General features: G+C 48.0%; 17 protein-coding genes. 5 read left to right on the top strand and 12 right to left on the bottom strand.

From position 1 onward, the window contains the following. Nucleotides 1–7: 7 nt before the first annotated feature. Both ATY27_RS12975 and ATY27_RS12970 read right to left on the bottom strand, forming a co-directional pair. Nucleotides 8–1,273 (bottom strand): pyridoxal-dependent decarboxylase, exosortase A system-associated, encoded by a 1,266-nt coding sequence (locus ATY27_RS12975; protein ID WP_244151304.1) that lies wholly within the window; start codon nt 1,271–1,273, stop codon nt 8–10. Beyond that, nucleotides 1,251–2,804 carry an AMP-binding protein gene (locus ATY27_RS12970; RefSeq protein WP_244151303.1) on the bottom strand — a complete coding sequence of 518 codons (1,554 nt, stop codon included), beginning with the start codon at nt 2,802–2,804 and terminating at the stop codon, nt 1,251–1,253. The genes ATY27_RS12975 and ATY27_RS12970 overlap by 23 nt, the downstream gene beginning before the upstream one ends. A gap of 145 nt (nt 2,805–2,949) precedes the next feature. On the opposite strand from ATY27_RS12970, the gene ATY27_RS12965 reads away from it, so the two are divergent. Both ATY27_RS12965 and prsT read left to right on the top strand, forming a co-directional pair. Beyond that, a complete protein-coding gene (locus ATY27_RS12965; RefSeq protein ID WP_208931051.1) occupies nt 2,950–3,213 on the top strand; it encodes a phosphopantetheine-binding protein in 264 nt (87 codons plus the stop codon). Between the two features lie 76 nt (nt 3,214–3,289). Further along, entirely contained in the window at nt 3,290–6,046 is a 2,757-nt protein-coding gene (gene prsT / locus ATY27_RS12960; protein WP_208931050.1) for an XrtA/PEP-CTERM system TPR-repeat protein PrsT, read from the top strand. A gap of 380 nt (nt 6,047–6,426) precedes the next feature. Here prsT and ATY27_RS12955 read toward each other — a convergent pair whose 3' ends face one another. The 4 genes from ATY27_RS12955 to ATY27_RS12940 all read right to left on the bottom strand — a co-directional run bounded on the left by ATY27_RS12955 (nt 6,427) and on the right by ATY27_RS12940 (nt 11,026). Then, complete coding sequence (locus ATY27_RS12955) at nt 6,427–7,236, bottom strand: THxN family PEP-CTERM protein (protein WP_208931049.1); 810 nt, start codon at nt 7,234–7,236, stop codon at nt 6,427–6,429. A gap of 132 nt (nt 7,237–7,368) precedes the next feature. Then, a complete protein-coding gene (locus ATY27_RS12950; RefSeq protein WP_208931048.1) occupies nt 7,369–9,039 on the bottom strand; it encodes an FAD-binding oxidoreductase in 1,671 nt (556 codons plus the stop codon). Nucleotides 9,040–9,108: 69 nt separating this feature from the next. Continuing rightward, complete coding sequence (locus tag ATY27_RS12945) at nt 9,109–9,987, bottom strand: PEP-CTERM/exosortase system-associated acyltransferase (protein ID WP_208931047.1); 879 nt, start codon at nt 9,985–9,987, stop codon at nt 9,109–9,111. Between the two features lie 157 nt (nt 9,988–10,144). After that, nucleotides 10,145–11,026, bottom strand: a complete 882-nt coding sequence (locus ATY27_RS12940) for a patatin-like phospholipase family protein (protein WP_208931046.1) — start codon at nt 11,024–11,026, stop codon at nt 10,145–10,147. A 154-nt stretch (nt 11,027–11,180) separates the two neighbouring features. Here ATY27_RS12940 and ATY27_RS12935 point away from each other — a divergent pair, with 154 nt between their 5' ends. Genes ATY27_RS12935 through prsR form a run of 3 tightly spaced genes read left to right on the top strand, consistent with a single transcriptional unit; the run spans nt 11,181 to nt 15,359 of the window. Beyond that, entirely contained in the window at nt 11,181–11,924 is a 744-nt protein-coding gene (locus ATY27_RS12935; protein ID WP_244151302.1) for a serine protease, read from the top strand. Then, complete coding sequence (gene prsK / locus ATY27_RS12930) at nt 11,921–13,945, top strand: XrtA/PEP-CTERM system histidine kinase PrsK (RefSeq protein ID WP_208931045.1); 2,025 nt, start codon at nt 11,921–11,923, stop codon at nt 13,943–13,945. The genes ATY27_RS12935 and prsK overlap by 4 nt, the downstream gene beginning before the upstream one ends. A gap of 28 nt (nt 13,946–13,973) precedes the next feature. Beyond that, nucleotides 13,974–15,359, top strand: a complete 1,386-nt coding sequence (gene prsR / locus ATY27_RS12925) for a PEP-CTERM-box response regulator transcription factor (RefSeq protein WP_208931044.1) — start codon at nt 13,974–13,976, stop codon at nt 15,357–15,359. Nucleotides 15,360–15,481: 122 nt separating this feature from the next. Here prsR and ATY27_RS12920 read toward each other — a convergent pair whose 3' ends face one another. Genes ATY27_RS12920 through ATY27_RS12895 form a run of 6 tightly spaced genes read right to left on the bottom strand, consistent with a single transcriptional unit; the run spans nt 15,482 to nt 20,441 of the window. After that, nucleotides 15,482–16,738, bottom strand: a complete 1,257-nt coding sequence (locus tag ATY27_RS12920; protein WP_208931043.1) for a hypothetical protein — start codon at nt 16,736–16,738, stop codon at nt 15,482–15,484. 2 nt (nt 16,739–16,740) lie between these two features. After that, nucleotides 16,741–17,361 (bottom strand): energy transducer TonB, encoded by a 621-nt coding sequence (locus tag ATY27_RS12915; RefSeq protein WP_208931042.1) that lies wholly within the window; start codon nt 17,359–17,361, stop codon nt 16,741–16,743. A gap of 1 nt (nt 17,362) precedes the next feature. Then, on the bottom strand, nt 17,363–17,761 hold the full coding sequence (locus ATY27_RS12910) for a biopolymer transporter ExbD (protein WP_208931041.1): 399 nt from the start codon (nt 17,759–17,761) through the stop codon (nt 17,363–17,365). A gap of 14 nt (nt 17,762–17,775) precedes the next feature. Further along, entirely contained in the window at nt 17,776–18,300 is a 525-nt protein-coding gene (locus ATY27_RS12905) for a MotA/TolQ/ExbB proton channel family protein (protein ID WP_208931040.1), read from the bottom strand. Beyond that, complete coding sequence (locus ATY27_RS12900) at nt 18,300–19,664, bottom strand: MotA/TolQ/ExbB proton channel family protein (RefSeq protein WP_208931039.1); 1,365 nt, start codon at nt 19,662–19,664, stop codon at nt 18,300–18,302. Before ATY27_RS12900 ends, ATY27_RS12905 begins: the two co-directional genes overlap by 1 nt. Before the next feature lie 6 nt (nt 19,665–19,670). Then, entirely contained in the window at nt 19,671–20,441 is a 771-nt protein-coding gene (locus tag ATY27_RS12895; RefSeq protein WP_208931038.1) for a DUF3450 domain-containing protein, read from the bottom strand. Nucleotides 20,442–20,551: the final 110 nt, after the last annotated feature.

The following is a 20,551-nucleotide window of genomic DNA, read 5'->3' as shown; positions in this document are numbered from 1 at the left end:
CCAGGGCTCACAACAGTATTTCAGCGACAACACCATGACTCAAAAATCCTTGTGGACTGGCACTGGCGCCGTAAGCGCCGGACTGCAACACAGCAAACCAGTCGCCGGGCACCGCTTCCGGCAACGCCACTTTGTCAGCCAAAATATCCAGTGGCGTACACAAAGGCCCGACCACCTGCATTGGTCCCGCCGGTGCCTGGGTCAGTTTATTGGCCAGTACCACCGGGTAATTGCGCCGTACCACCTGACCAAAATTGCCGGAATTTGCCAGATGATGATGCAAACCACCGTTCGTGACCACAAACTGCTGACCATGCGAGCTTTTCACATCGATGACCCGACTAAAATATACCCCGGCATGGGCGACCAGGTAGCGACCGAGTTCAAGGATGATTTCAAGCCCTGCTACAGTGGCGGCAAATTCAGCAAATAACTGCTGCATGCCCGCGCCCACTGCTGTTAAGTCCAGTGGCTTATCGGCCGGGAAATATGGCACACCAAATCCACCACCCAGATTAAAAAACTGCAGTTGTGGACAATGCGGCCGCAGCTGCATCAATAACTGCAGGCTTTGCCGCTGGCTTTGTAAAATAGCGTCAGCCTGCAGGTTTTGCGACCCACAATATAAGTGAAAACCGACCAGCTGCAGCGGACCTGTTTGCAGCTCGGGTAATAAATCCCAGACCTGCGCCTGATCGATACCAAAGGCTTTGGCACCACCGGCCATTTTCATCCCGGAAGCACGCAGTTCAAATTCTGGATTAATCCGCAGCGCGACACGGGCAGAAGCATTGGCCTGTAAACACAAAGCCTGTAGCCTGCGCATTTCGCCAGCCGATTCCAGATGCACTACACAGCCTGCGGCGATCGCAGCTTTGAGTTCAGCATCGGTTTTACCGGGCCCGGCGAAACTAATCTGTGTTGCATCAACACCACTTTGCAGCGCCAGCACCAGTTCCCGTCGTGATGCCACATCCATCCCATCGACCATTGCAGCCAGGCAGTGCACCACCGGAAAATACGGATTGGCTTTGACGGCATAATGCAATTTAACCCGCGCAGGCAGCGCGGCGCGCAGTGACTGGACCCGCGCTTTGATGGCAGCACGGTCATATGCATAAAACACTTCAGCATCCAATAACGCTGCGATTTGCGCCGCTGTTTTACCGCCGACCAGCAAATCATTTTGTTGGTGAGCAAATGGCGTCAGCGCCGCAGCAAGCTGTGGCTGCGCTGCGAATAACTCGGGATTAAGCGGATTCAGAGGGTGCACAAAAATAATCCTTATAAGTCACAGACAGCTGCTTACGGTCGAGTTTACCATTGGCCGTCTTCGGCAACAGCTGCAATTGTATCAGGGCTTTGGGACACATATAGGCCGGCAATTGTTGCTTAAGCACCGTCATCAGTGCGACGGTGTCCAGCGCTTCCGCTGCACTAAACAGCAATAACACAGCATTATCTGCGGCGGTAGTCGGCACCGCGATCGCGGCAACATCTGTCACGCCGGCCACCAATGCATAAAATTGTTGTTCAATTTCAGTCGGGCTGATGCGGATGCCGGAACATTTGAGCATTTCATCCAGCCGACCGAGATAAAACAGGTCGCCATCGGCATCCCGCCATACCTGATCGCCTGACCACACTGCCGGCGGCCGGTGTACAACAGCCTGCGGCAATAACGGATCAGGCTTGAATCGCTCGGCGGTCAACTCTGGTTTGCCCCAATAACCGAGACTAACCAGCGGTCCGCGATGGACCAGTTCTCCGGGTTCGCCCTCCGCACATTCAGTGCCATCCGGGCGTAACACCCGCACGTCGGCAAATGGGATGGCCTGGCCAATCGATTGCGGTTTTTCTGGCAGTTTATCCGGTGATAAATAGGTAGAGCGAAAGGCTTCGGTCAGACCATACATCAAATATGGTTTCGCGTTAGGAAAACATTGCTGCAGGCGTTTGAGCAACACCGGTGGCATCGCACCGCCCGAGTTGGTCCAAAGCCGCAGTTGCATAGCGCTGCCATCCGGCCAGCGCGCATCCGCCAACGCGGCCCACAGCGGCGGCACCGCGGCCAGCACAGTGACCTGATGCTGCTGAACCTGACGCACGACATCCTGCGTCAGTAAATAATCCAGCAACACCACGGTGGCACCCACGCTGACCGCACTTAACAGCTGATTCAGGCCATAGTCAAAACTAAAGGGTAACAGCGCCAGCACTACATCGGCGTTTTGCAAACCGAGATACTGACTGACACTGGCTGCGCCTAACAGTAAGTTCAGCTGTGACAACACCACCCCTTTAGGCATACCAGTGCTGCCTGAGGTATACAGAATCGCCGCCGGCTGCGCCGACATTCCGGCAGCTTGCACATGGCTTTGGTCCTGCTGCGCGCCTTCATCGAAATCAGTGCTGTCAAACCAGTCGCAACCGGCAGGTAATTTGAATTCTGTTGCAAGTTGAGTCCGCCTCGCCGCAGTCATGGAGACCAGTCGCGGCGAGCAATCCTGCACAATATATTGTAATTGTTGTGCCTTCAGCGCCTGATGCACCGGCACCACTAAAGCACCGAGACTCCAGGCAGCAAACAACTCGATCACCAGCTCACGTTGCTTCGGTAGCTGTAACAACAAGCGATCGCCCGCATTTAAACCCGCGGCAGCTAACTGCCGTTGGCGCTGCCGCACCTGTGCGAACAACTCAGCATAAGTCAAAGTCCCATGCGGATCTTTCAGCGCAATTTGCAGCGGCCAGCGCGTTGCGCCGAGGTGCAATAATCCTTCCAGTGAGTCGGTCAGCAGCATGCAATTTCCTGTGGGCCAGCTTTCCCGGATATGACGCCAATTCACTGAAAACAGGCAGCATTTTTCCGGCGGCAAAATAGTTTGCCTGTGATTAATCTGTGTTAGAGTACATTGTGCAAATATCTGATGTCCATTGGAGTTGACTATGAGGGACCAACAACCTCAGACCGGACAGGTGCTCGAACAGATCCTGTTATCGGTATTAGGCCCCCACCACCACCTGACCGATCAAACACCATTATTAGGTGCCATCCCCGAATTTGATTCCAGTAGTATTATGACCATTCTGACATTGCTGGAAGACCAATATGATGTCGTGTTCGACGACGCAGAACTCAGCGCAGAGCTGTTCACTACAGTTGGCTCTTTACGCCATTTTATAACAGAAAAACTGGGCAAAACGGCTTAACCATATCAATCAAACCGGCGTAACTCTGCGCAACGCCCGCGGCAGAACGCCTGAGAATGTATAAAGGATTACACAGATGAAAAAAACACTCCTGGTCAGCTGCATTCTGGCCGCATTGGTTACTCAGGGTTGCAGTAAAAAAGATGCCACTCAACACCTGCAGGACGCCCAGACTTTTATCGGTAAGCAAGAATATTCTGCGGCTGTGATCGAGCTGAAATCAGCCTTACAGCAAGAACCGGAAAATGCCAAAGTTCGTCTGACTCTGGGTCAGATTTATCTGCAGGTTGGCGATGGTTTATCAGCAACCAAAGAGCTGGAACGCGCCCGAGAATATGGTGCTGACATCAATGAACTGTCTTTGCCGCTAGCGCAGGCCTATTTCCTGGCAGGACAATTCCCGAAGCTGGCCGAGCTCAGTAAAGAAAGCGGCATCTCCGCTGCTAATCTGGATTTTGTTCAGCTGTATCAGGCTCTGGCAGCTATCGAAGCCTCAGAAGCTGCGGATGCAAAAGCTGAATTACAGCGCCTGGCGCAAAATAGCGATGCAGGCATCAAAGCGATGGCTTCAGCGCAACTGCAAATTATGGACAAAAAGCATGAAGCAGCATTAGCAGCTCTGACCGGGATCCCGGCAACTAACCCGCTATACCGGGAAGCATTATTATTACGCGCTAAGTTACAAAACGTGCTCGCTCAGTTTGATGCGTCCGTTGCCAGCTTCAACGAGTATCTGAAAATTAACCCGTCAGGGCATCAGGCACGTTTATTACTGGCCCAGACCTATGTCGCTCAGGACAAATTTAAAGAAGCCGGCATTGAACTTGATAAGTTGCTCAAACTGTTCCCGAAACAACCGTTAGCAAACTACCTCAAGGCGGTGATTTCTTTTGAAGCAAAAGATTTCCAGAAAGCCAAAGAATATAGTGAAGTGGCCATTAACTCTGGATTGAGCTCAGTCAGTACCCGAGTGCTGGCAGCACTCGCAGCATCACAACTAGGGCTCGGCAACCAGGCACTAAATCACCTGCAGGCAGTCCGCGGCGAACTGGACAGCTATCCACCAGCACAAAAGCTCTATATCGCCCTGCAACTGCAAAGCGGCAACACTGATGCAGCGCAGGAACAATTAATGAAAAACCAGGCCGCAGCCAATGACGTGCAGCTGGTCAGTGCCACCGCATTCCAGCTTTTGAAGCAAAGAGCTAATGGCGCCGCGGAAGAACTGGTCAATAAATATGAGCAAGGAACTGAGACCAAATCTGAGCAGGATTTACTCGCGATCGGCGCGTTAAAGCTCGGCATCCCAGGTCAGGAGGCGCAAGGTCTGTCTTTGCTCGAACAAGCAGCAAAAATGGCGCCGAAAGAACAACAACCACAATTGTTATTAGCGTCTGCTTATCTGCAGCAAGGTAAATACAAAGAAGTTGAAGCGTTGGCCAAAGAATGGCTGAAAGACGAAAAGATGAAGGTGCAAGGTATGAACATGCTGGCATTTTCGGCGTTGCAACAAGGCAATGACGAAGTTGCTTTGCAATACATTCAGGACGCGTTGGCCGCAAAAAGTGAATTACCTTTTACTTATCTGTTAAAAGCGGTGTCTGAACAAGCGAAACAAGACAACGCCGCGGCAAAAACAACATTAGAAACCTTGTTGGATAAAAATCCACAATATTTGCCGGCACTGGAGCAACTATATGCAATGACGCGTACAGAGGCAGACAGTTCAGCTCTTAAACGCACTGAAGCGCTTTATAAACAAGAGGCAGCCAATTATAACGTCGCGGTGTTATATGCGCGGATGTTGGTCGATCAGAAGCAACAGGATAAAGCGCTGACGGTACTGGAAGACAGCAAACAACCGTTAGCCGAACGCCATGCTTTACATTGGGCCTTGCTGATTGAGCATGAGCGAACAGTGAAAAAAGACATCAAAGCATCGTTGGCTGCTGCCGCGCAGTGGTATCAGCTGAACTCGGCCGAGCGAGAATCCGTATATACCTACATTCGCGCACTCATTCTGGACAAGCAGATTGAAAAAGCATTGGCCGTGTCGACTGAAGAACTGAAAAAATCGCCGAAAGACAAAGTGTTATTTGGTACTCAGGTGCAATTACTGGCAGAAAATGGCAAAAATGATGAAGCACTGAAATTGTTAGCAACGCTGCCGGCCGAAGAAGCTGGTAAAGCTGACGTCCAGTTTATCAAAGGCCGGATCTTGTTGGCCGCGGCCAAACCAACAGAAGCCTTGACCGCGCTGACAGAAAGTTATCAGCAAAGCCAATCAACCATGGCGGCACTGATGATCGCCGATACGTATGAGCGTGCCGGAGATATCGACAAAGCCAAACAATTTGTTGAACAGCATTTCACGACCAAACCCAATGATGGTCCGTTGCAGCTGTTTTACGCCAACCTGATGCTCAAAAGTGATAAACAAAAGTCAATTGAGATGTTTAACCAGATACTGGTTAAAGAGCCAGACAATGTAGCTGTACTAAACAATCTGGCATGGACCCTGCTCGACTCCAATAAGCTGGCTGAATCCACTCAACATATTGAACGTGCAATGAAATTAGCCCCCCGGAATCCGGATGTGCTGGATACGTATGGGTCTGTATTACTCGCTTCAGGTAAAGTCGACGAAGCCTTGCTGAAGTTCGAAGAGTCATTAAAACTGCGGCCAGACAATGCGGCGGTGCTATTAAACTACGCAGATGGGCTGATTAAAAAGGGCGAGAAAGATAAAGCCAAAGCAATTTTGGATAAAATCGCTGGCGATAAATCATTGTCTGCTGCTCAGGTTAACGCGCTGAAGGCAAAACTGAACTAACCATCGGATTACCTGCTCAGTACTTTTAACAACGGATGCAACATGCATCCGTTTTTTATTGGCATTAGCAAATGTAAGCCGGTGTCGTATTGGATCCACGTCGCCACAGCAGCTCCCCTGCCTGAAAACACTGCTTATTCAAAACAGCAGTCATCCACTGAGTCCCTACTTTACTTGCAGATCAACAACAAAATATAGTGTTTAGTTATGGTGTCCACAATCCTGATAGCGGTTAGACGTTAGCGGTTAGCGGTTGGTATCGATCAACTACATCTGATGTGAGTCAGTATCGGCAAGAAATTTCAGACAATAAAAAACCCGGATGTTTCCAACCGGGTTTTTTATTTAGGTTACAACACCTGGTGTTGTAACCATCGCAATTATTTTGCGCGGCGACGCAGGCCAAGCAGAACCAGTGACAGACCTAACATGCCAACAGTAGCTGGTGCAGGCACAGCCATAGTCAGTTGAGCCAGCAGCTCCAGTTGGTTGTTAGTGCCTTCACGAGTAACCAAAAGGATAGAACCGTCTGGATTAACTACTGATTGCGTAACACCTGATAATGGGTTCAGCTTGAAAGAAATTTTGTAGTGTTCAACGCCAACCCAGAAATTGATTGCTGGCAGGTTCAGTTTGATCAGGAATGTGTCATCACAACCAGTACCAGATAACTGAGGAATTGGGCATTTTGACAAGTCAGCAACGTTTGGAGTTTCGTTGAACTGAATGCCAACTGTTGCTGAATTTGCACCCAGTGGTGGGTTAACGATTGCAAACAGAGTTTCCAGGTCCATTTTGTATAATGAACGTGAGCCTGTTGGAATAGTTTTGTTTGAGTGAGTGATTAAACCAGTCTGAACCCATGCACCGTTTGTTACCAGTACATCAGATTTAGAAGCGATGTTCAGACTGCTTTTTGCAGCAGCAGAGCCCCAAGACACTGTATCGTACGCGTTTGGCAGACCAGCTGCGCCTGCGAAAGTTAAACCACAACCGTTCGCTGCATCTGTTGTACCAGCAGCACAGTCATATACGGTGCCATTTGCTTGTTTGCTGGAAGAATTCACACCATCAGCTAACCAGCCAGATTGAGTGGCAAATTGCAGAGCAGGAATTACTGCAGCCTGAACTGAGCCTGCGAACATTGCAACTGTCAGAGCACTTACTGATAAAAGAGTTTTAAATTTCATGTTACTACCACCTTGTATTTTTGACTCGCCTACCAGTTACTGCCAGGCTAAAACTACTACTGACAGACATAAAGCAACTCTCATGCCATTTATTATTTTTGCTTATATTCAATAACTTATGGTTGTACTGATTTAATTATTTACTGGGCTTGTAAACTTTTCTGACGCTACTGAAATGTACCGTCCAGGTGCCAGGATTCCCTGAGGGTCTAATGCAATTTTTAAATCTGCTAACACTTGCAGATACTGCGGATCACCGCAGTGTACCATTTCCGCCATTTTATCGACGTCGGTGCGATACGGGTAAAAACCATGCGAGAACATCGTTTGATATAACCTGTCGCGACATTGTAATGCAAGCTCGTCCCAGGTCTGCCCTTCAGGCGCTTTGGCAGTGCGGTCAAATGAAATGCTGACTACCGCATCGATGCAACGCTCGTTTAATAATGTGAGGGTCACCGCTGGTTCAAAGCCAAATTGCGGTAAAACTTTGTCGACGATTTCCATCAGCTGGCGTGCATTCTTCGCATCGGCGGGCGCTACAAACGCACTCCAGATTAATCCGACATTGTCCCTGTCCATATCAAAGCGACCGTCAGGGGTAGTTCTCATCCGCCAATATGAACTGGCTAAAAATTGCGCGCTGGGTTGCCCTTTCATCATATTATGAACTGGTCGCAATACTTTCAACATGCCAGGAATATCCATACGTGTGATGAGTGCGATGGGCTTCTGAAAGGTTTCGATAAAACGTAACAAATTGTCGCTGATAAAATTCAGTCTGGCGCCCTTCACTGTCCGCAATGCACGCCGGACCTGTTTTCGCGCATTGGCAACCTGTTCTTTTGTCCCATATAAAGCACCGGATACGTTCCAGGTACCGACTTGCCACTGTTTTTTTAATTGAGTCAATATATTGCCCTGCAGTGGAAATTGCGCCGAATTGCCTTGAAACATTGGCCACGGATACTGCTGCATCCCCCCCAGAACCCGGTAAGCATTGGCAATATGTGGCAAGCTGGTGATCACGCCACTGCGCTTTAACGGTACTAAGGCCTCTACGATTTGTTCGAGTGCAGATTCATTCGGTGCCGACAAATAAAATGCGACAAATTGCTCCGGTTTTGGCATCAACCACAAAGTGATACTCAAAACAATACCCAAGTTCGACTGTAAGAACAGTTGATCAAGTGCCGGGCCTAATCCCCACTTGTACATTCCACTGGCTTTTGCGCCATCAAACCGGCCAAAACCTGTCTTTATGATCCTGCCATCAGCCAGTAGTACCTCCATCGAACCGATAAAATTTGCATGTTCGCCATAAGGTGTATGGCCAAATCCCCGTTCAACCGTATTACCAACAATACTGCAATCCGGATGCGAGCCGGTACAATCCATCCAGTCAGTCCCGCCTTGCGCCAAAAGGTAGTCAGCCAACTGACGCTGCGTGACTCCCGCTTCGACGGTGACCAGATGATGTTCAGGATCGTAACCAGAGATCTCGGTCAAACGCCCCAAATCAAGCAGCACTGCTGCATCAACGCTGGGCACACGGGACCCATAACCCCAGTTTTTGCCTGAGCTGATGGTATATAGCGGAATACTGAATTCAGCCGCTATTGCAACAGCTGCCGCAACCTGTTCACGTGATGGTTTTAGTATTGCTGAGACAGTTGCGCTTGTGGCGAAAGTGGCTGTTGCTGCCAGCTTCAGCGGCTCGCTGGCTGTAATGACGTACTCGTCTCCAAGTAACTGACGCCATTTTATAATTGCCAGGCTGGCGATTTGCGGCTCTTTGTTCATCCTGAGGTCCTTATCGCAATAAAAACGGCAGCCTGAAGTGACTGCCGCTGATTCTATTTTCATGTCGACTCAACGCTGTGGGAGCATACTTTTGTTTGGTTCTCTCTTTGGCTCCAGTGGGCCATCGGTAAAGCCATGCTCTTTAACTGAATTTGCCAGTGACTTTTCAATTTCATTTAACAACTTTTTGAAGCCCGGTGACAATCCGTCAAACAGCATCGGTTTATTAATATAAAACGGCGCCCGCCGGCCATGATAATCAATAACAGGACCAATCTGATGAAACTTAATACCGACAAATGCCAAGCTGCGCGCCAGACGAGGCTCCATCATGACAAAAGCATGTTCTTTTTGCGCATGAAAAGCTGTGGATGCCGCTGCAAAATACAGGCAGATAGCAATGTAAGGGAAACAACGTAACTCAGTTTCAGAATAAGCTTCAACATTAATAGCACCGGTAGCGGCGCCTTTAAATTTATCGACTTCCCGTCGACGAAACTGTTCAAGTACCGCGAGCCGTGAAATTTCACAGATCTTGTTTCTCGGAAAAGCTGCCGGGCTAAATTCATGATCGGTAATTGAGTGCAGGCAATATTTCTCGATTGGTAGCAACTCTGAATCATCAGCGGAAGTGATCAGGCGCACAGTGCCTGCCATATTGCCACTGGTCATGTGACGAACAAAACAGTGGATAGAATGTGCATCAAAATCATCGAGCTCTACCTGATCAGGCCGTTCAGGCTCAAATTTTAACTCTTCGCAATACACCTGATGTCTGACGTTATAGACTTTCTGTTTTAACTCTTCAGTTAACGCCAGCTGTGGCTGCAGAAACTGTGAAAAATGCTTTGAGATGCTGCTGGCGTTATTACTGACCATCACACCAATAGCTTTCTTCACCAGAGTTCCAACTATAGGTAGCTCTTGTAATTTCTTTAAATGCTTCATAAAAACCTGACAGATTCCTCAATGTTCACCGGCAAGCACAACATGACTCAACAGTTGCGCTACCCATTCCTTCGACTCAACTGCAAAAAGCCAGCACATGTTGCGCTATCAGCTGCTGAGATCAGGTCCTGCTCCTTTAGTATAGAAAGTCGATGTGCTATGACAAACCAACATGGCGTTCCCGCTGATTAGTCGTCACTTCAGTCCGTATCCAACCGAGCTTGTGCGGGATCACGGCCATGGTTGTATCATAGCCCTGCCGTAACAGTTGTTCTTTTTTAGCTACTGGCAAAGCAAAATCTACCGACGATACATCTCCAGTATTAATCAGCACGGTATTATGCCAATACTGGGCATGTACGTATTCTCTCGACATCGCGTTCATAAATGTTTGAATTAACATGAGAATATATGAGACCAACGGAAAAAGTCTACGTCGGATGATCGGTTTATCTTCACCTTCACTCTTCAACCGGAAACACACCACAGGTACATCACGACCAGACCAGTCCTGATGTAACGCATCTTCCGCCAGGATCACTCCATCCGCCATCACGTGATTTTCAAAAGTCTTGAATGAAAACAACAGCGGAATCGACATTGAATAGCGGACTGCCTCTGATACTTTCATCTGTGGGGTACGTGCTTTGTTAAATACGACAGGACCACCACCGTTGATGTCGGTCGCCAATACATGCAAATCTAACAACAAATCACAGAAACGAGCGCCAGCGAGTTGATTATCCATCCAGCGTTCAAACGTATCACCACTGGACAACCCGCCTGTCCGGATCAAATTCATCAAAGAAAAACCGCGAAATTGTTTAAAATCAGTATGAAGCGCAAGATCGCGCATCTGATCAAAGCTTTTACCCGCAGCAACCATCGCTGCCACGATACTGCCGCCAGACACGCCGACCAGACTGTGGAAATTCAGTCCAAGGTCTTTCAGCGCTATCAAAATTCCTACATAACAAGGCAATCGGGTGCCGCCACCAGAAAAAATTGGCACTATTTCATGCGATTGCAGTTGTGTCATACTGGCCACCAAGACATCATGCATCTGCCACTGAACTGAGAGTTTCAGTATGTACCAATTTGCTCAAGATGCGAATTCGATTTTAGTCCAGCACCGACCGAGCCTGATAAGTATGGAACGCCTGATTTACCGACACTTCCGGAGTCTTCTGTGCATGCTGTGTCTGACAGGGCTGTTACGGCCAGTTCAGGCGGCATTGCCAGAGCTGATCGTGCAACTGAAACCCTCAGTCGTTGCCCTGGCTATATACAGTCCTGCAGCTTCACCACGGCTGAAGCTGCTTGGTTCTGGTTTTGTCGTTGCACCGGGCAATCTGGTTGTGACCAATCATCATGTCATCGCAACGCCTGTTGATAAAGAAAAGAACGAATCATACGTGGTGCTGTCTGGCCACGGCCAACAACCGCAAGTCCATCCAATCAAGAAAACACGAGTGGACCGCGCCCACGATCTGGCTGTGCTGGAGATTGCCGGAACTCTGCCCGCCGTGAAGCTCGCTACATCAGATTACGTCGCTGAAGGGACTGAACTGGCATTCACCGGTTACCCAATCACCGGGGTTCTGGGGCTTTATCCTGCCACCCATGGCGCCTTACTCAGTGCTCTGACACCGATCGCTATCCCTGCGGACAACAGTCAGGTCATTTCTGCTGCAACTTTACGTCAGTTACGCGACCCTTTTATGATTTATCAATTAGATGGTACTGCATATCCCGGTAATAGCGGCAGCATGCTTTATCGCCAGGATACCGGGGAAGTTGTTGGGGTGATCAATATGGTGCTGGTCAAAAGCAGCCGAGAGGCGATTTTGAGCGATCCTAGTGGAATTTCTTATGCGATACCGATCAAACACTTACATCAGCTGCTATCGCAGAACCCGGACAGGAACCAGCCATGAATATTGAAGTCACTCCGGGGCAATTTGGCTTTCTGCTGGCGGCGATCGGCTATTTATTGTTTTGGGCTCTACAGCTGACCGTCAGAGTGAAAACGTCGCAAAAATCGTTATTGTCGGCTTATACCTTGTGTTCTGTGCTGTGGGCTGTGCATAACGGTCTGTCGCTGCAGCTGGCATTTATTACAGATTTCTCGTTTGTCATTGAAACAATTCAGAAATCTTTGTTGTTGCTGTTTTTGTTGTCAGCACTCAGCAAAACTGACATTTCGCTCAGACAGTGGCTTGCATTAAAAAAAGTGCGAATGACACTGCTGGTCTTGTGCAGCTGGCTAATCGCCGGCTGGTTTATTTTGCATACGGCCGGTTTGCGTCTGATGGGGACGCTGTTACTGGTTATTGTCATGCTGGCGATGGTGGAGACCTTATATCGACAATCCGGCGGACAGAAGTGGCAATTCAAACCACTGATTATCGCCGTTGGCATTTGTTTATTACTTGATTTTTACCTGCTGGCAGAAGCTGCTCTATTGAGCAAAATCAATCAACAAACCTGGCAGGCGCGTGGTTTTGTCAACCTGTTCATGTTGCCGTTTCTGGTCGTCGCAGTTAAACGGATTAAGTCCTGGGGCATCAATGTCTATGTCTCGCGGGACATTGTCCTGCAAAGTTCGCTGGTGCTGGCTGCCGGTATTTATCTGTGTCTATTAGCAGTCGTCGGTTACTACCTGAGTTATATCGGTGGCAACTGGACAACATTGTTGCAGGTAGTCTTTGTGGTCGCTGGTACCGCAGTCCTTGGCACTTTGGTTTTTTCCGACGGCCTGCGGCGTAAAGGCCGTGTTTTCATTGAGAAGCATTTTTTTGCCAATACTTTTGACTACCGGGAAAAATGGGTCGAACTGACGCGCGAACTCAAGAAGATCGAATTTGCCAACGAAAATACTGCACAGGTCTGTCTGAGTGCCTGGTGCCATGCGATAGGTTACAGCCACGGCGCATTGGTTAAATTGCAACAGGAACAGTTGCAAGTGCTGGCGACACAAGGCCAGTTAGAGTTTGGTGAAAATGAACATCAAGCATTGCAGCTGGTGATCAGAGAGCAAAAGAACAAGCAGTGGCTATTAGATTTCAGTGACAAAAAAGACAATATGATTATTCAGCTGCGTAGCATGCTGGCGCAATCCGGACTTACTTTTAGCATTCTGATCCCGATTCTGAAAAACAATCAGTTATGGGGCTTCTGCGTGCTCGAGAGTAATATCAATGAAAAACTCAGGCTGAATTGGGAACTGCGTGATTATTTAAATGCGGTCACCGAGCAAATAGCCAGTTATTTATTTATGGACGAAGCGAGTAAAGCGTTGTCGGAGAATGCCCAGTTTGTTGCTTTCAGCCGAATGTCTGCTTTTGTGGTACATGATCTGAAAAATGTGAAAGCACAAATTGATATGCTGCTGAAAAATGCGCAAAAGCACCGGCATAACCCCGAATTTGTCGACGATGCTTTTACCACCATAGAAGCAATGCAAAGCCGTCTACAAAACATGTTGGCACAGCTCACCAATAAGCAATCTGGCCAGGAACAATTGAAGAAAACCGCAGTTGGTACACTACTGCAGACTCTGATCGCGGAACGGTGCAGTGCCAACCTGCCCTTACCTGTCCTGGTTATGCACCATGATTGCCAACTCACTATTGATACCGAACGCTTTGCGAATGTGCTGTTTCATCTGATCGACAATGCGCAGCATGCGACTGCAGATGATGGTGAAGTCCGGGTTGTTGTGCAGCAAAGTGAAGGACAGCTTAGGTTGGAGATTATTGATACTGGCTGCGGCATGTCGCAAGAATTTATTCAAACCCGGCTGTTTAAACCATTTGATACCACAAAAGGCAATGCGGGGATGGGCATTGGCGCGTATGATGCTTTAACTTTTGTCCAGCAACAGCAGGGACAGTTGCTGGTAAGCAGTGAGGTGGGACGTGGGACTACCTTTACCATTTTGCTTCCTTTACACTAACCACCATAACTGATACACGGAATGTTGTATGAAAACATTACTCGCAATTGATGACGATCTTGGCATCCAAAAGCAGCTGAAGTGGAGCCTGACCGACTACGAAGTGGTTTTTGCTGAAGATCGTCCGTCGGCACTGCAACAACTACGACGTTTTGAGCCTGCTGTTGTGACTTTAGATCTTGGACTGCCGCCAGACCCAACGAATGCATCTGAAGGGTTGGCATGTCTTACTGAAATTCTGCAACACAACCCCAATACCAAGGTCATTGTGATCACTGGTAGCACCGATACTGAACATGCACTGCAGGCAATATCGCTTGGCGCTTACGACTATTATCAAAAACCAATTGATGTCGACGTGCTAAATGTCATCGTAGCCAGGGCTTTCAAACTCAGTGAGATAGAAAATGAAAACCGTGTCCTGAAAGCGACGGCATACAAACAGCAAGACATTATCGGCAACAGCGAATCTATTCTGAAAGCCTGCCGGATGGTGGAGAAAATCGCACCGACTGAAATCACCACATTGTTGTTAGGTGAATCAGGAACCGGGAAAGAAGTTTTCGCCCGCGCTATCCACAAACAAAGCCCGCGCGCCGATCGACCTTTTGTCGCAATCAACTGTGCCTCCATCCCGGATAACTTGCTGGAAAGTGAATTATTCGGCTACGAGAAAGGCGCATTTACCGGCGCCCATAAAACAACTTTAGGTAAAATCGAAACCGCCAATGGCGGCACTCTGATGCTCGACGAGATTGGCGACATGCCGCTGGCGCTACAGGCCAAAATGCTGCGCTTTTTGCAGGAGCGTGTGATTGAGCGCGTCGGCGGTCGTGCAGAGATCGAAGTAGATGTCAGAGTTGTCTGTGCGACTCACCGTAACCTGGCAGAAATGGTCGCTGAACAAAGCTTCCGTGAGGATTTATTCTACCGGGTCAGTGAAATAACACTCAATATCCCGCCACTTCGCAACCGTGGTCACGATATTGTTATTATCGCCAAGGCACTTTTACACCGGTTTAATGCTGAATTTAACACTAATATTCAAGGGTTTACTGAAGACGCGATTAACTCAATGCTGGGCCATCGCTGGCCAGGCAATATCCGTGAATTACAGAATAAACTGAAGTCGGCTGTGATCCTGGCTGATACTAAGTTCATCAGTGCTGAAGACCTTGGGTTACTGCCATCCAGTCAGCCAAACACTCTCCCTACCCTGCGTAAAGTAAGGGAACAGGCAGAAACGCAGGCGATTCGCCATGCCTACAACGTGGCCAATGGCAATCTGTCGAAAACTGCTGATTTGCTAGGAGTAACCCGCCCCACTTTATACTCATTAATTGATAAGTATAAAATGCTCGATTTGCGTACCCAGGATGCAGAACATCCTGGGTCTGTCACTGAAGAACATTGAGACCATCGATGTTCTGACAAAATAAAGCCAGCTTAAACGCTGGCTTTTTTGGCAATTCAGCTGACTGAAATGCATCAGTGATAAAAAAACCCGCCAGATGGCGGGTTTTTTAACAGCTGGAGTTAAAGCTTGATGCCTTTTTTCTCAGCGCGTTCTTTTACGTAAGGGCCCCATGAGTTAGCCATCTTTTCTTGTCCATGCTGGCGTGCCAGCACGACTTGTTGATAAGCCTCACGCATTTTGCCCTGGTAAAAGTATGCGCCGATCAACGACACGTGAACTTTACCTTTGTCTTTGGTGCCTGCTTCTAACGCTTTTTGTAATGCTGTGGCTGCTTCGGCGTTTTTATTCGCCATTGCCAGTGCATCACCCTGACGGCGATAGGCCTCACCATCGTTTTCTTTAGCAGCTAACATACCGTAGAACTTCGCAGCTTTTTCAAATTCACGTGCCGACGAGTATGAACTTGCGATACTCATCAGGATTGCACGATCATTCTTTAACAGACCTGCGGTTAAGTGTTTTTCCAGTAATGCAGCGGCCTTAAACGGCACGTTGTTATTGTTGTACAGGTTAGCGAGTAACTTAATCTCGTTTTCTGTCTTCAATAAACCCTGTTTATAGGCCATATCGATAATCGCAAGCGCTTTTTCGTATTGCTCATCAACAGAGTAGAACTGGCCTAACATGACCCAGGATTGCTTCTCATTAGGAAACAATGGCAACATTATTTCCAAAACTTCGATAGCTTTCTTAGTCTGCTTCAGCTCGTAGTATGAAGCGAACTTCATCTGGTACGGTTCTTTTTTCGGCGTTTTCGAGTGTTCGATAGCGCGATCGGCTGGCGCAATTACCTTGGCATACTGCTTCATTTCGTAGTATGCGTTGGCAATACGCAGATCGACGTTTGCGTCCATCTCACCAGTAAAATCACCCCACTTGGTGTAATAAGTGATTGCCTGCTCGTACTTTTTACCCATCAAGCTCAAGTCTGCGATATTTCGCAACAATGTGGCCTGATCAGTAAAACCAAGTACATCGGGTTTTACAGCTTTAATCATATAATCTAATGATTTCGCCGGATTTTTCTCGATGTAGAGCTGACCAATAAACTTATCTAAGTAGGCTTTATCAAAAGTGTTCGATGCTTCGATAGGTTCCAACAAAGCCAATGCTTCACCGACTTTATTCTGGCCATAAAGCTCATAGGCTTTACCGATCGCTTTACCGACTTTTTCGCCTACTGCCTGAGATTTACGGGCTTTACGCTCAGCAATCTTGGCAGCATCCGGAGCCGCAAATGCAGAGCTTACCGGCAGAGCGGCAATACCGACTGCAGCAAACACCATCAATGCAGATGTAAGTTTGTTAAATTTCATACTTAACCTCCGGCATTATCAAGGTTGAAGTCTAACTGCACCATGATCCCAGTCTGCTTTAACGCCTGACCATTCTCAATTTTTGGTGAGTACTTCCAACGTTTTAACGCACGAATTGCTTCGCGGTCAAATACCCGCTTCGGCTCAGCATCAACAACTTCAATTTCATCCACTGAGCCATCAGGCATAATGGAAAAACGCATTTTTACCCAGCCATTGATACCATCCCGGGCGGCTTGTACCGGATATTTCGGTTCAATCCGCACAATCGGTGTTGCGTCACCATCACGCATCATCGCACCAGAAGGATCACCGATTCCGTTATTCACACCACCAACATCAACTGTTGGCGCGTTAAAACCGATTGTCCCTGCATCTGTATTAGATGCTTCCTGCACGATCTGCTGCTTTGGCGGCTCCGGCGGTGGCGGCGGCGGCGGCGGCGGTACCCGAGTTCGGGTCTGAGCTTTTGACTCAGGCGGCGTCGAGTTTATCTCAATAACGATTTGTTCCTTTGCGACATTAGAGACAGCATCATCGCTGTCTACTAAAAATGCCATCAATACAAACAGGAAAAACGTTATTACCGCACCAATTAAGAGTGAAAGTAATAACCGAGCCATATTACTTCTCCGCCGCGATCGAGATCTTCTCAATGCCAGCCAGTTTGATTTGATCCATTACAGATACAACCACACCGTGCTTCGCTTCTTTATCCGCTTGCACAATTACAGTGTCAGTCGGAGATTCAGCTAACAGCTTCTCGATGGTTGCACCTACACGCTCTACATCAACTGCGCGTTTATCCAACCAAATTTCACCATTGGCCCGGACAGCGACAAAAATCGTTGCTGAAGGCTTCTGTTGAGCTTTTGCTGCTTTTGGACGGTTAACATCGATACCCGCTTCTTTAACGAAAGAAGTGGTCACGATAAAGAAAATCAGCATGATGAATACAACGTCGAGCATTGGCGTCAAGTCAATCGCTGCTTCTTCTGCTTCACGTCTAGTTTTACGTGCCATAAATCACTCTCTAATCAATGATGCGGCATGCTATCTGCCAACTCGTGGACAGCAGCTTTTACCTTCGCTTCTAATTTGGACGTTACAAAAACTCCAGATAATGCAGCCACCATCCCCGCCATAGTCGGGATTGTTGCCATTGAAATGCCTGATGCCATCAAACGCGGGTTACCCGTGCCGACTAACGCCATAATTTCAAACACTGCAATCATACCTGTTACAGTTCCCAACAAACCAACCATTGGGCAGACCGCAACCAGAGTTTTAATAACATTAATACGCTCATTCAGCTGAGTACTCGCTTGCGACACCCAGGCTTCACGGATTTTATGCGCATACCAAGAAGTTGTATCAGTCCTTGCATTCCAGTCAGCGATGATTTTGTCACGCATGGCCGGGTACTCACGACTGATAAACCAAAAGCGCTCTATAATCAGAATCCACATGATGAAGAGCACCAGGGCGACGATATAAAGTACATCACCGCCGGTTGCGATAAAATCCCTGACAGATTCCCAAAGCTCTATCAGGCTATGCATTATGAGCGCTCCTTCTCCGCATGAGCAGCGATGATACCAGCGCTTTGCTCATCCAGGATGTGCAGGATTGAGTTTGATTTAGACTGCAGTAAAGAGTGCAGGAACAACAGTGGCAGCGCACATAACAGACCTTGAACCGTAGTAACCAGGGCCATAGAGATTGAACCTGCCATGATTTTCGGGTCACCGGTACCGTGCAGCGTGATCATCTGGAACGCGCCAATCATACCAACTACTGTACCTAACAGACCTAACAGAGGACCTACTGCAGCGATCAGTTTCAGGATACCGATACCTTTTTCGATTGCTGGAGTCTCACGCATAATTGCTTCGTCCAGTTTCAGTTCCAGGTTTTCCACGTCAGCTTTTTTGTTGTCATGGTAAACTTTCAGGATACGACCCAGTGCGTTGTCCGTTGATGGATTGTTCAGATTTTTCAACTGGCTGTTGATTTTTGAACTTGCCGCAGTCAGTGACAGGAAACGGACTGCAGAGATCAGTAAACCAATGATCAGCAGAACAGTAATAACGTAACCTGGAGTACCACCTGAATGGAACTGCTCTTCCAGAGTAGCTTCCTGAGTTTTCAGACGCAGCAAGTTACCACCTGTTGGGTCAACATATACTGCTTTCAGCTCGCCGGCAGCTGCATTTTTGAACGCAACTGAGTCAGAAACAACATAAGATTCTGGTTGTTTAACCAGAGGCTGCATTTCTTTGGTGTCAGCGTTATACACCAGGAAACCGTTGTCAGTGATTAAGTTGAACGAACCAACGCGAGTTACAGAAGCTGGCGCTTTTGTGCCGTCCAGACCTGTTACTTCGCCGTCAAACTTAGAGACTTTGGCAGACTCGGTCATTTCTGTTTGCAGAGCGATCCACAGTTCTTCAAGTTCAGTAATCGTCGGCAGCTCTTTAGCTACTGACAGTTTTTTCAGTAAGTCTTCGCGACCTTTAAACTGAGCACTGATATTAGAAGTTGCGATTGCACCGATAGTTTCTGTTGCAGTACCACGAACGATACCGAACATCTCACCTAAAGTACCTTGAGCATTTAACAACTCTTGTTCTTTAGCTGCGATAGCACCTTCGTTGTCAGCAAACTGTTTAGTCAGTGACTTGCCACGCGCTTCTTCTGCAGCGAAAGCAGCTTTTGCTTTGCTCAGCAGAGCTTGTTTGTCAGCACGGTCAGACAGGAATTCCTGCTCACGAGCAGCATCCAGTTTGGCATCTGCAGCGCGGTTCTTTTTGACTTGCTCTAACAGCTGATCCAGTTTCGCTGTATCTGCCGCTGCATTTAAGCATACGCCAGCAGACATGGTGACTGCAGCTGCAATCATTAAACCTTTAAACACTTTCTTCATTTATTCTTACTCCGCTGCTAACACTGGAAGTTTTAATAATTGTGGAGGAGATTGTTTGCCAGCTACACGGATAGCCAGTTTAGTAGAATCCAGGTACTCAGCACCCAGTGCTTCCCACTGGTTGGTAGACTTGTTCCACATCCAGGCTTCTTTCTCATCCAACGACATCGCCAACAGCGCAACACGGCCGACATAAACGAAGTTAACTGTTTTCTCACCGCCACCAACGTTCAGTTTGTCAGTGTAAGTAACCAGGGCTGTGCCCAGGTCTTTTTCGATTTGATATGCTTCGAGCACCATACGGTATTGCTCAGAAGTGTTTACAGATGAATTACCCATCAGGTCACGCAGACGCTGAATACGTTCCAGGCGTTTTGTTTGATCGATTGGCATATCTGCTTTGATAAAAGCTTCCAGCGTATCAATCATTTTGTACATTAATGGAACGATACCCTGCTTGGTGCCTTCGATCGTACCAATCTGCTTGTCAAATGAACCCAGCTGTGCATTTTGATCGTTCACCAGCGTATTCACGTGATCGTTGTAAACTTTCAGGTTTTCTGTCTGTTCTACCAGTGTGCGGTATTCAGCCAGCAGTTCCTGAGACTGTTCATAAATGTTGTTGATCTTTTCCTGAGACTGCGCAGATGCCTTGGCAGCTTGCACACCAGTATTGGTGACTTCTGCGAGAGTCGTTGCGGTTGCAACGCCACCGAACATGAAAGCACCAACGATGGCTGATGCGATCAGGTTTTTACGAATGTTATTGTTAGACATAGTTCCCAACCAATAATTGCTGATTAACGTAACCTGTATTTTGAAAGGCCAAACTTGTAAAAAAGAATGACCTGGTTAGAGGGTAAACCGCCCGCATCATTGCAGCAAAA

The sequence above is a fragment of the Rheinheimera sp. F8 genome, from assembly GCF_001518915.1.
Note: the sequence above shows the minus strand (reverse complement) of the source record. Positions and strands in the feature narration are given on the sequence as shown.

Excerpts from the sequence above, each read along its gene's own strand:
- ATY27_RS12965 (WP_208931051.1), top strand. The coding sequence starts at position 2,950 with ATGAGGGACCAACAACCTCAGACCGGACAGGTGCTCGAACAGATCCTG.
- ATY27_RS12895 (WP_208931038.1), bottom strand. The coding sequence starts at position 20,441 with ATGTCTAACAATAACATTCGTAAAAACCTGATCGCATCAGCCATCGTT.
- ATY27_RS12905 (WP_208931040.1), bottom strand. The coding sequence starts at position 18,300 with ATGCATAGCCTGATAGAGCTTTGGGAATCTGTCAGGGATTTTATCGCA.
- ATY27_RS12935 (WP_244151302.1), top strand. The coding sequence starts at position 11,181 with ATGCTGTGTCTGACAGGGCTGTTACGGCCAGTTCAGGCGGCATTGCCA.
- prsK (WP_208931045.1), top strand. The coding sequence starts at position 11,921 with ATGAATATTGAAGTCACTCCGGGGCAATTTGGCTTTCTGCTGGCGGCG.
- ATY27_RS12945 (WP_208931047.1), bottom strand. The coding sequence starts at position 9,987 with ATGAAGCATTTAAAGAAATTACAAGAGCTACCTATAGTTGGAACTCTG.
- ATY27_RS12900 (WP_208931039.1), bottom strand. The coding sequence starts at position 19,664 with ATGAAGAAAGTGTTTAAAGGTTTAATGATTGCAGCTGCAGTCACCATG.
- ATY27_RS12970 (WP_244151303.1), bottom strand. The coding sequence starts at position 2,804 with ATGCTGCTGACCGACTCACTGGAAGGATTATTGCACCTCGGCGCAACG.
- ATY27_RS12910 (WP_208931041.1), bottom strand. The coding sequence starts at position 17,761 with ATGGCACGTAAAACTAGACGTGAAGCAGAAGAAGCAGCGATTGACTTG.
- ATY27_RS12950 (WP_208931048.1), bottom strand. The coding sequence starts at position 9,039 with ATGAACAAAGAGCCGCAAATCGCCAGCCTGGCAATTATAAAATGGCGT.
- ATY27_RS12955 (WP_208931049.1), bottom strand. The coding sequence starts at position 7,236 with ATGAAATTTAAAACTCTTTTATCAGTAAGTGCTCTGACAGTTGCAATG.
- ATY27_RS12940 (WP_208931046.1), bottom strand. The coding sequence starts at position 11,026 with ATGACACAACTGCAATCGCATGAAATAGTGCCAATTTTTTCTGGTGGC.
- ATY27_RS12920 (WP_208931043.1), bottom strand. The coding sequence starts at position 16,738 with ATGAAATTTAACAAACTTACATCTGCATTGATGGTGTTTGCTGCAGTC.
- ATY27_RS12915 (WP_208931042.1), bottom strand. The coding sequence starts at position 17,361 with ATGGCTCGGTTATTACTTTCACTCTTAATTGGTGCGGTAATAACGTTT.
- prsR (WP_208931044.1), top strand. The coding sequence starts at position 13,974 with ATGAAAACATTACTCGCAATTGATGACGATCTTGGCATCCAAAAGCAG.
- prsT (WP_208931050.1), top strand. The coding sequence starts at position 3,290 with ATGAAAAAAACACTCCTGGTCAGCTGCATTCTGGCCGCATTGGTTACT.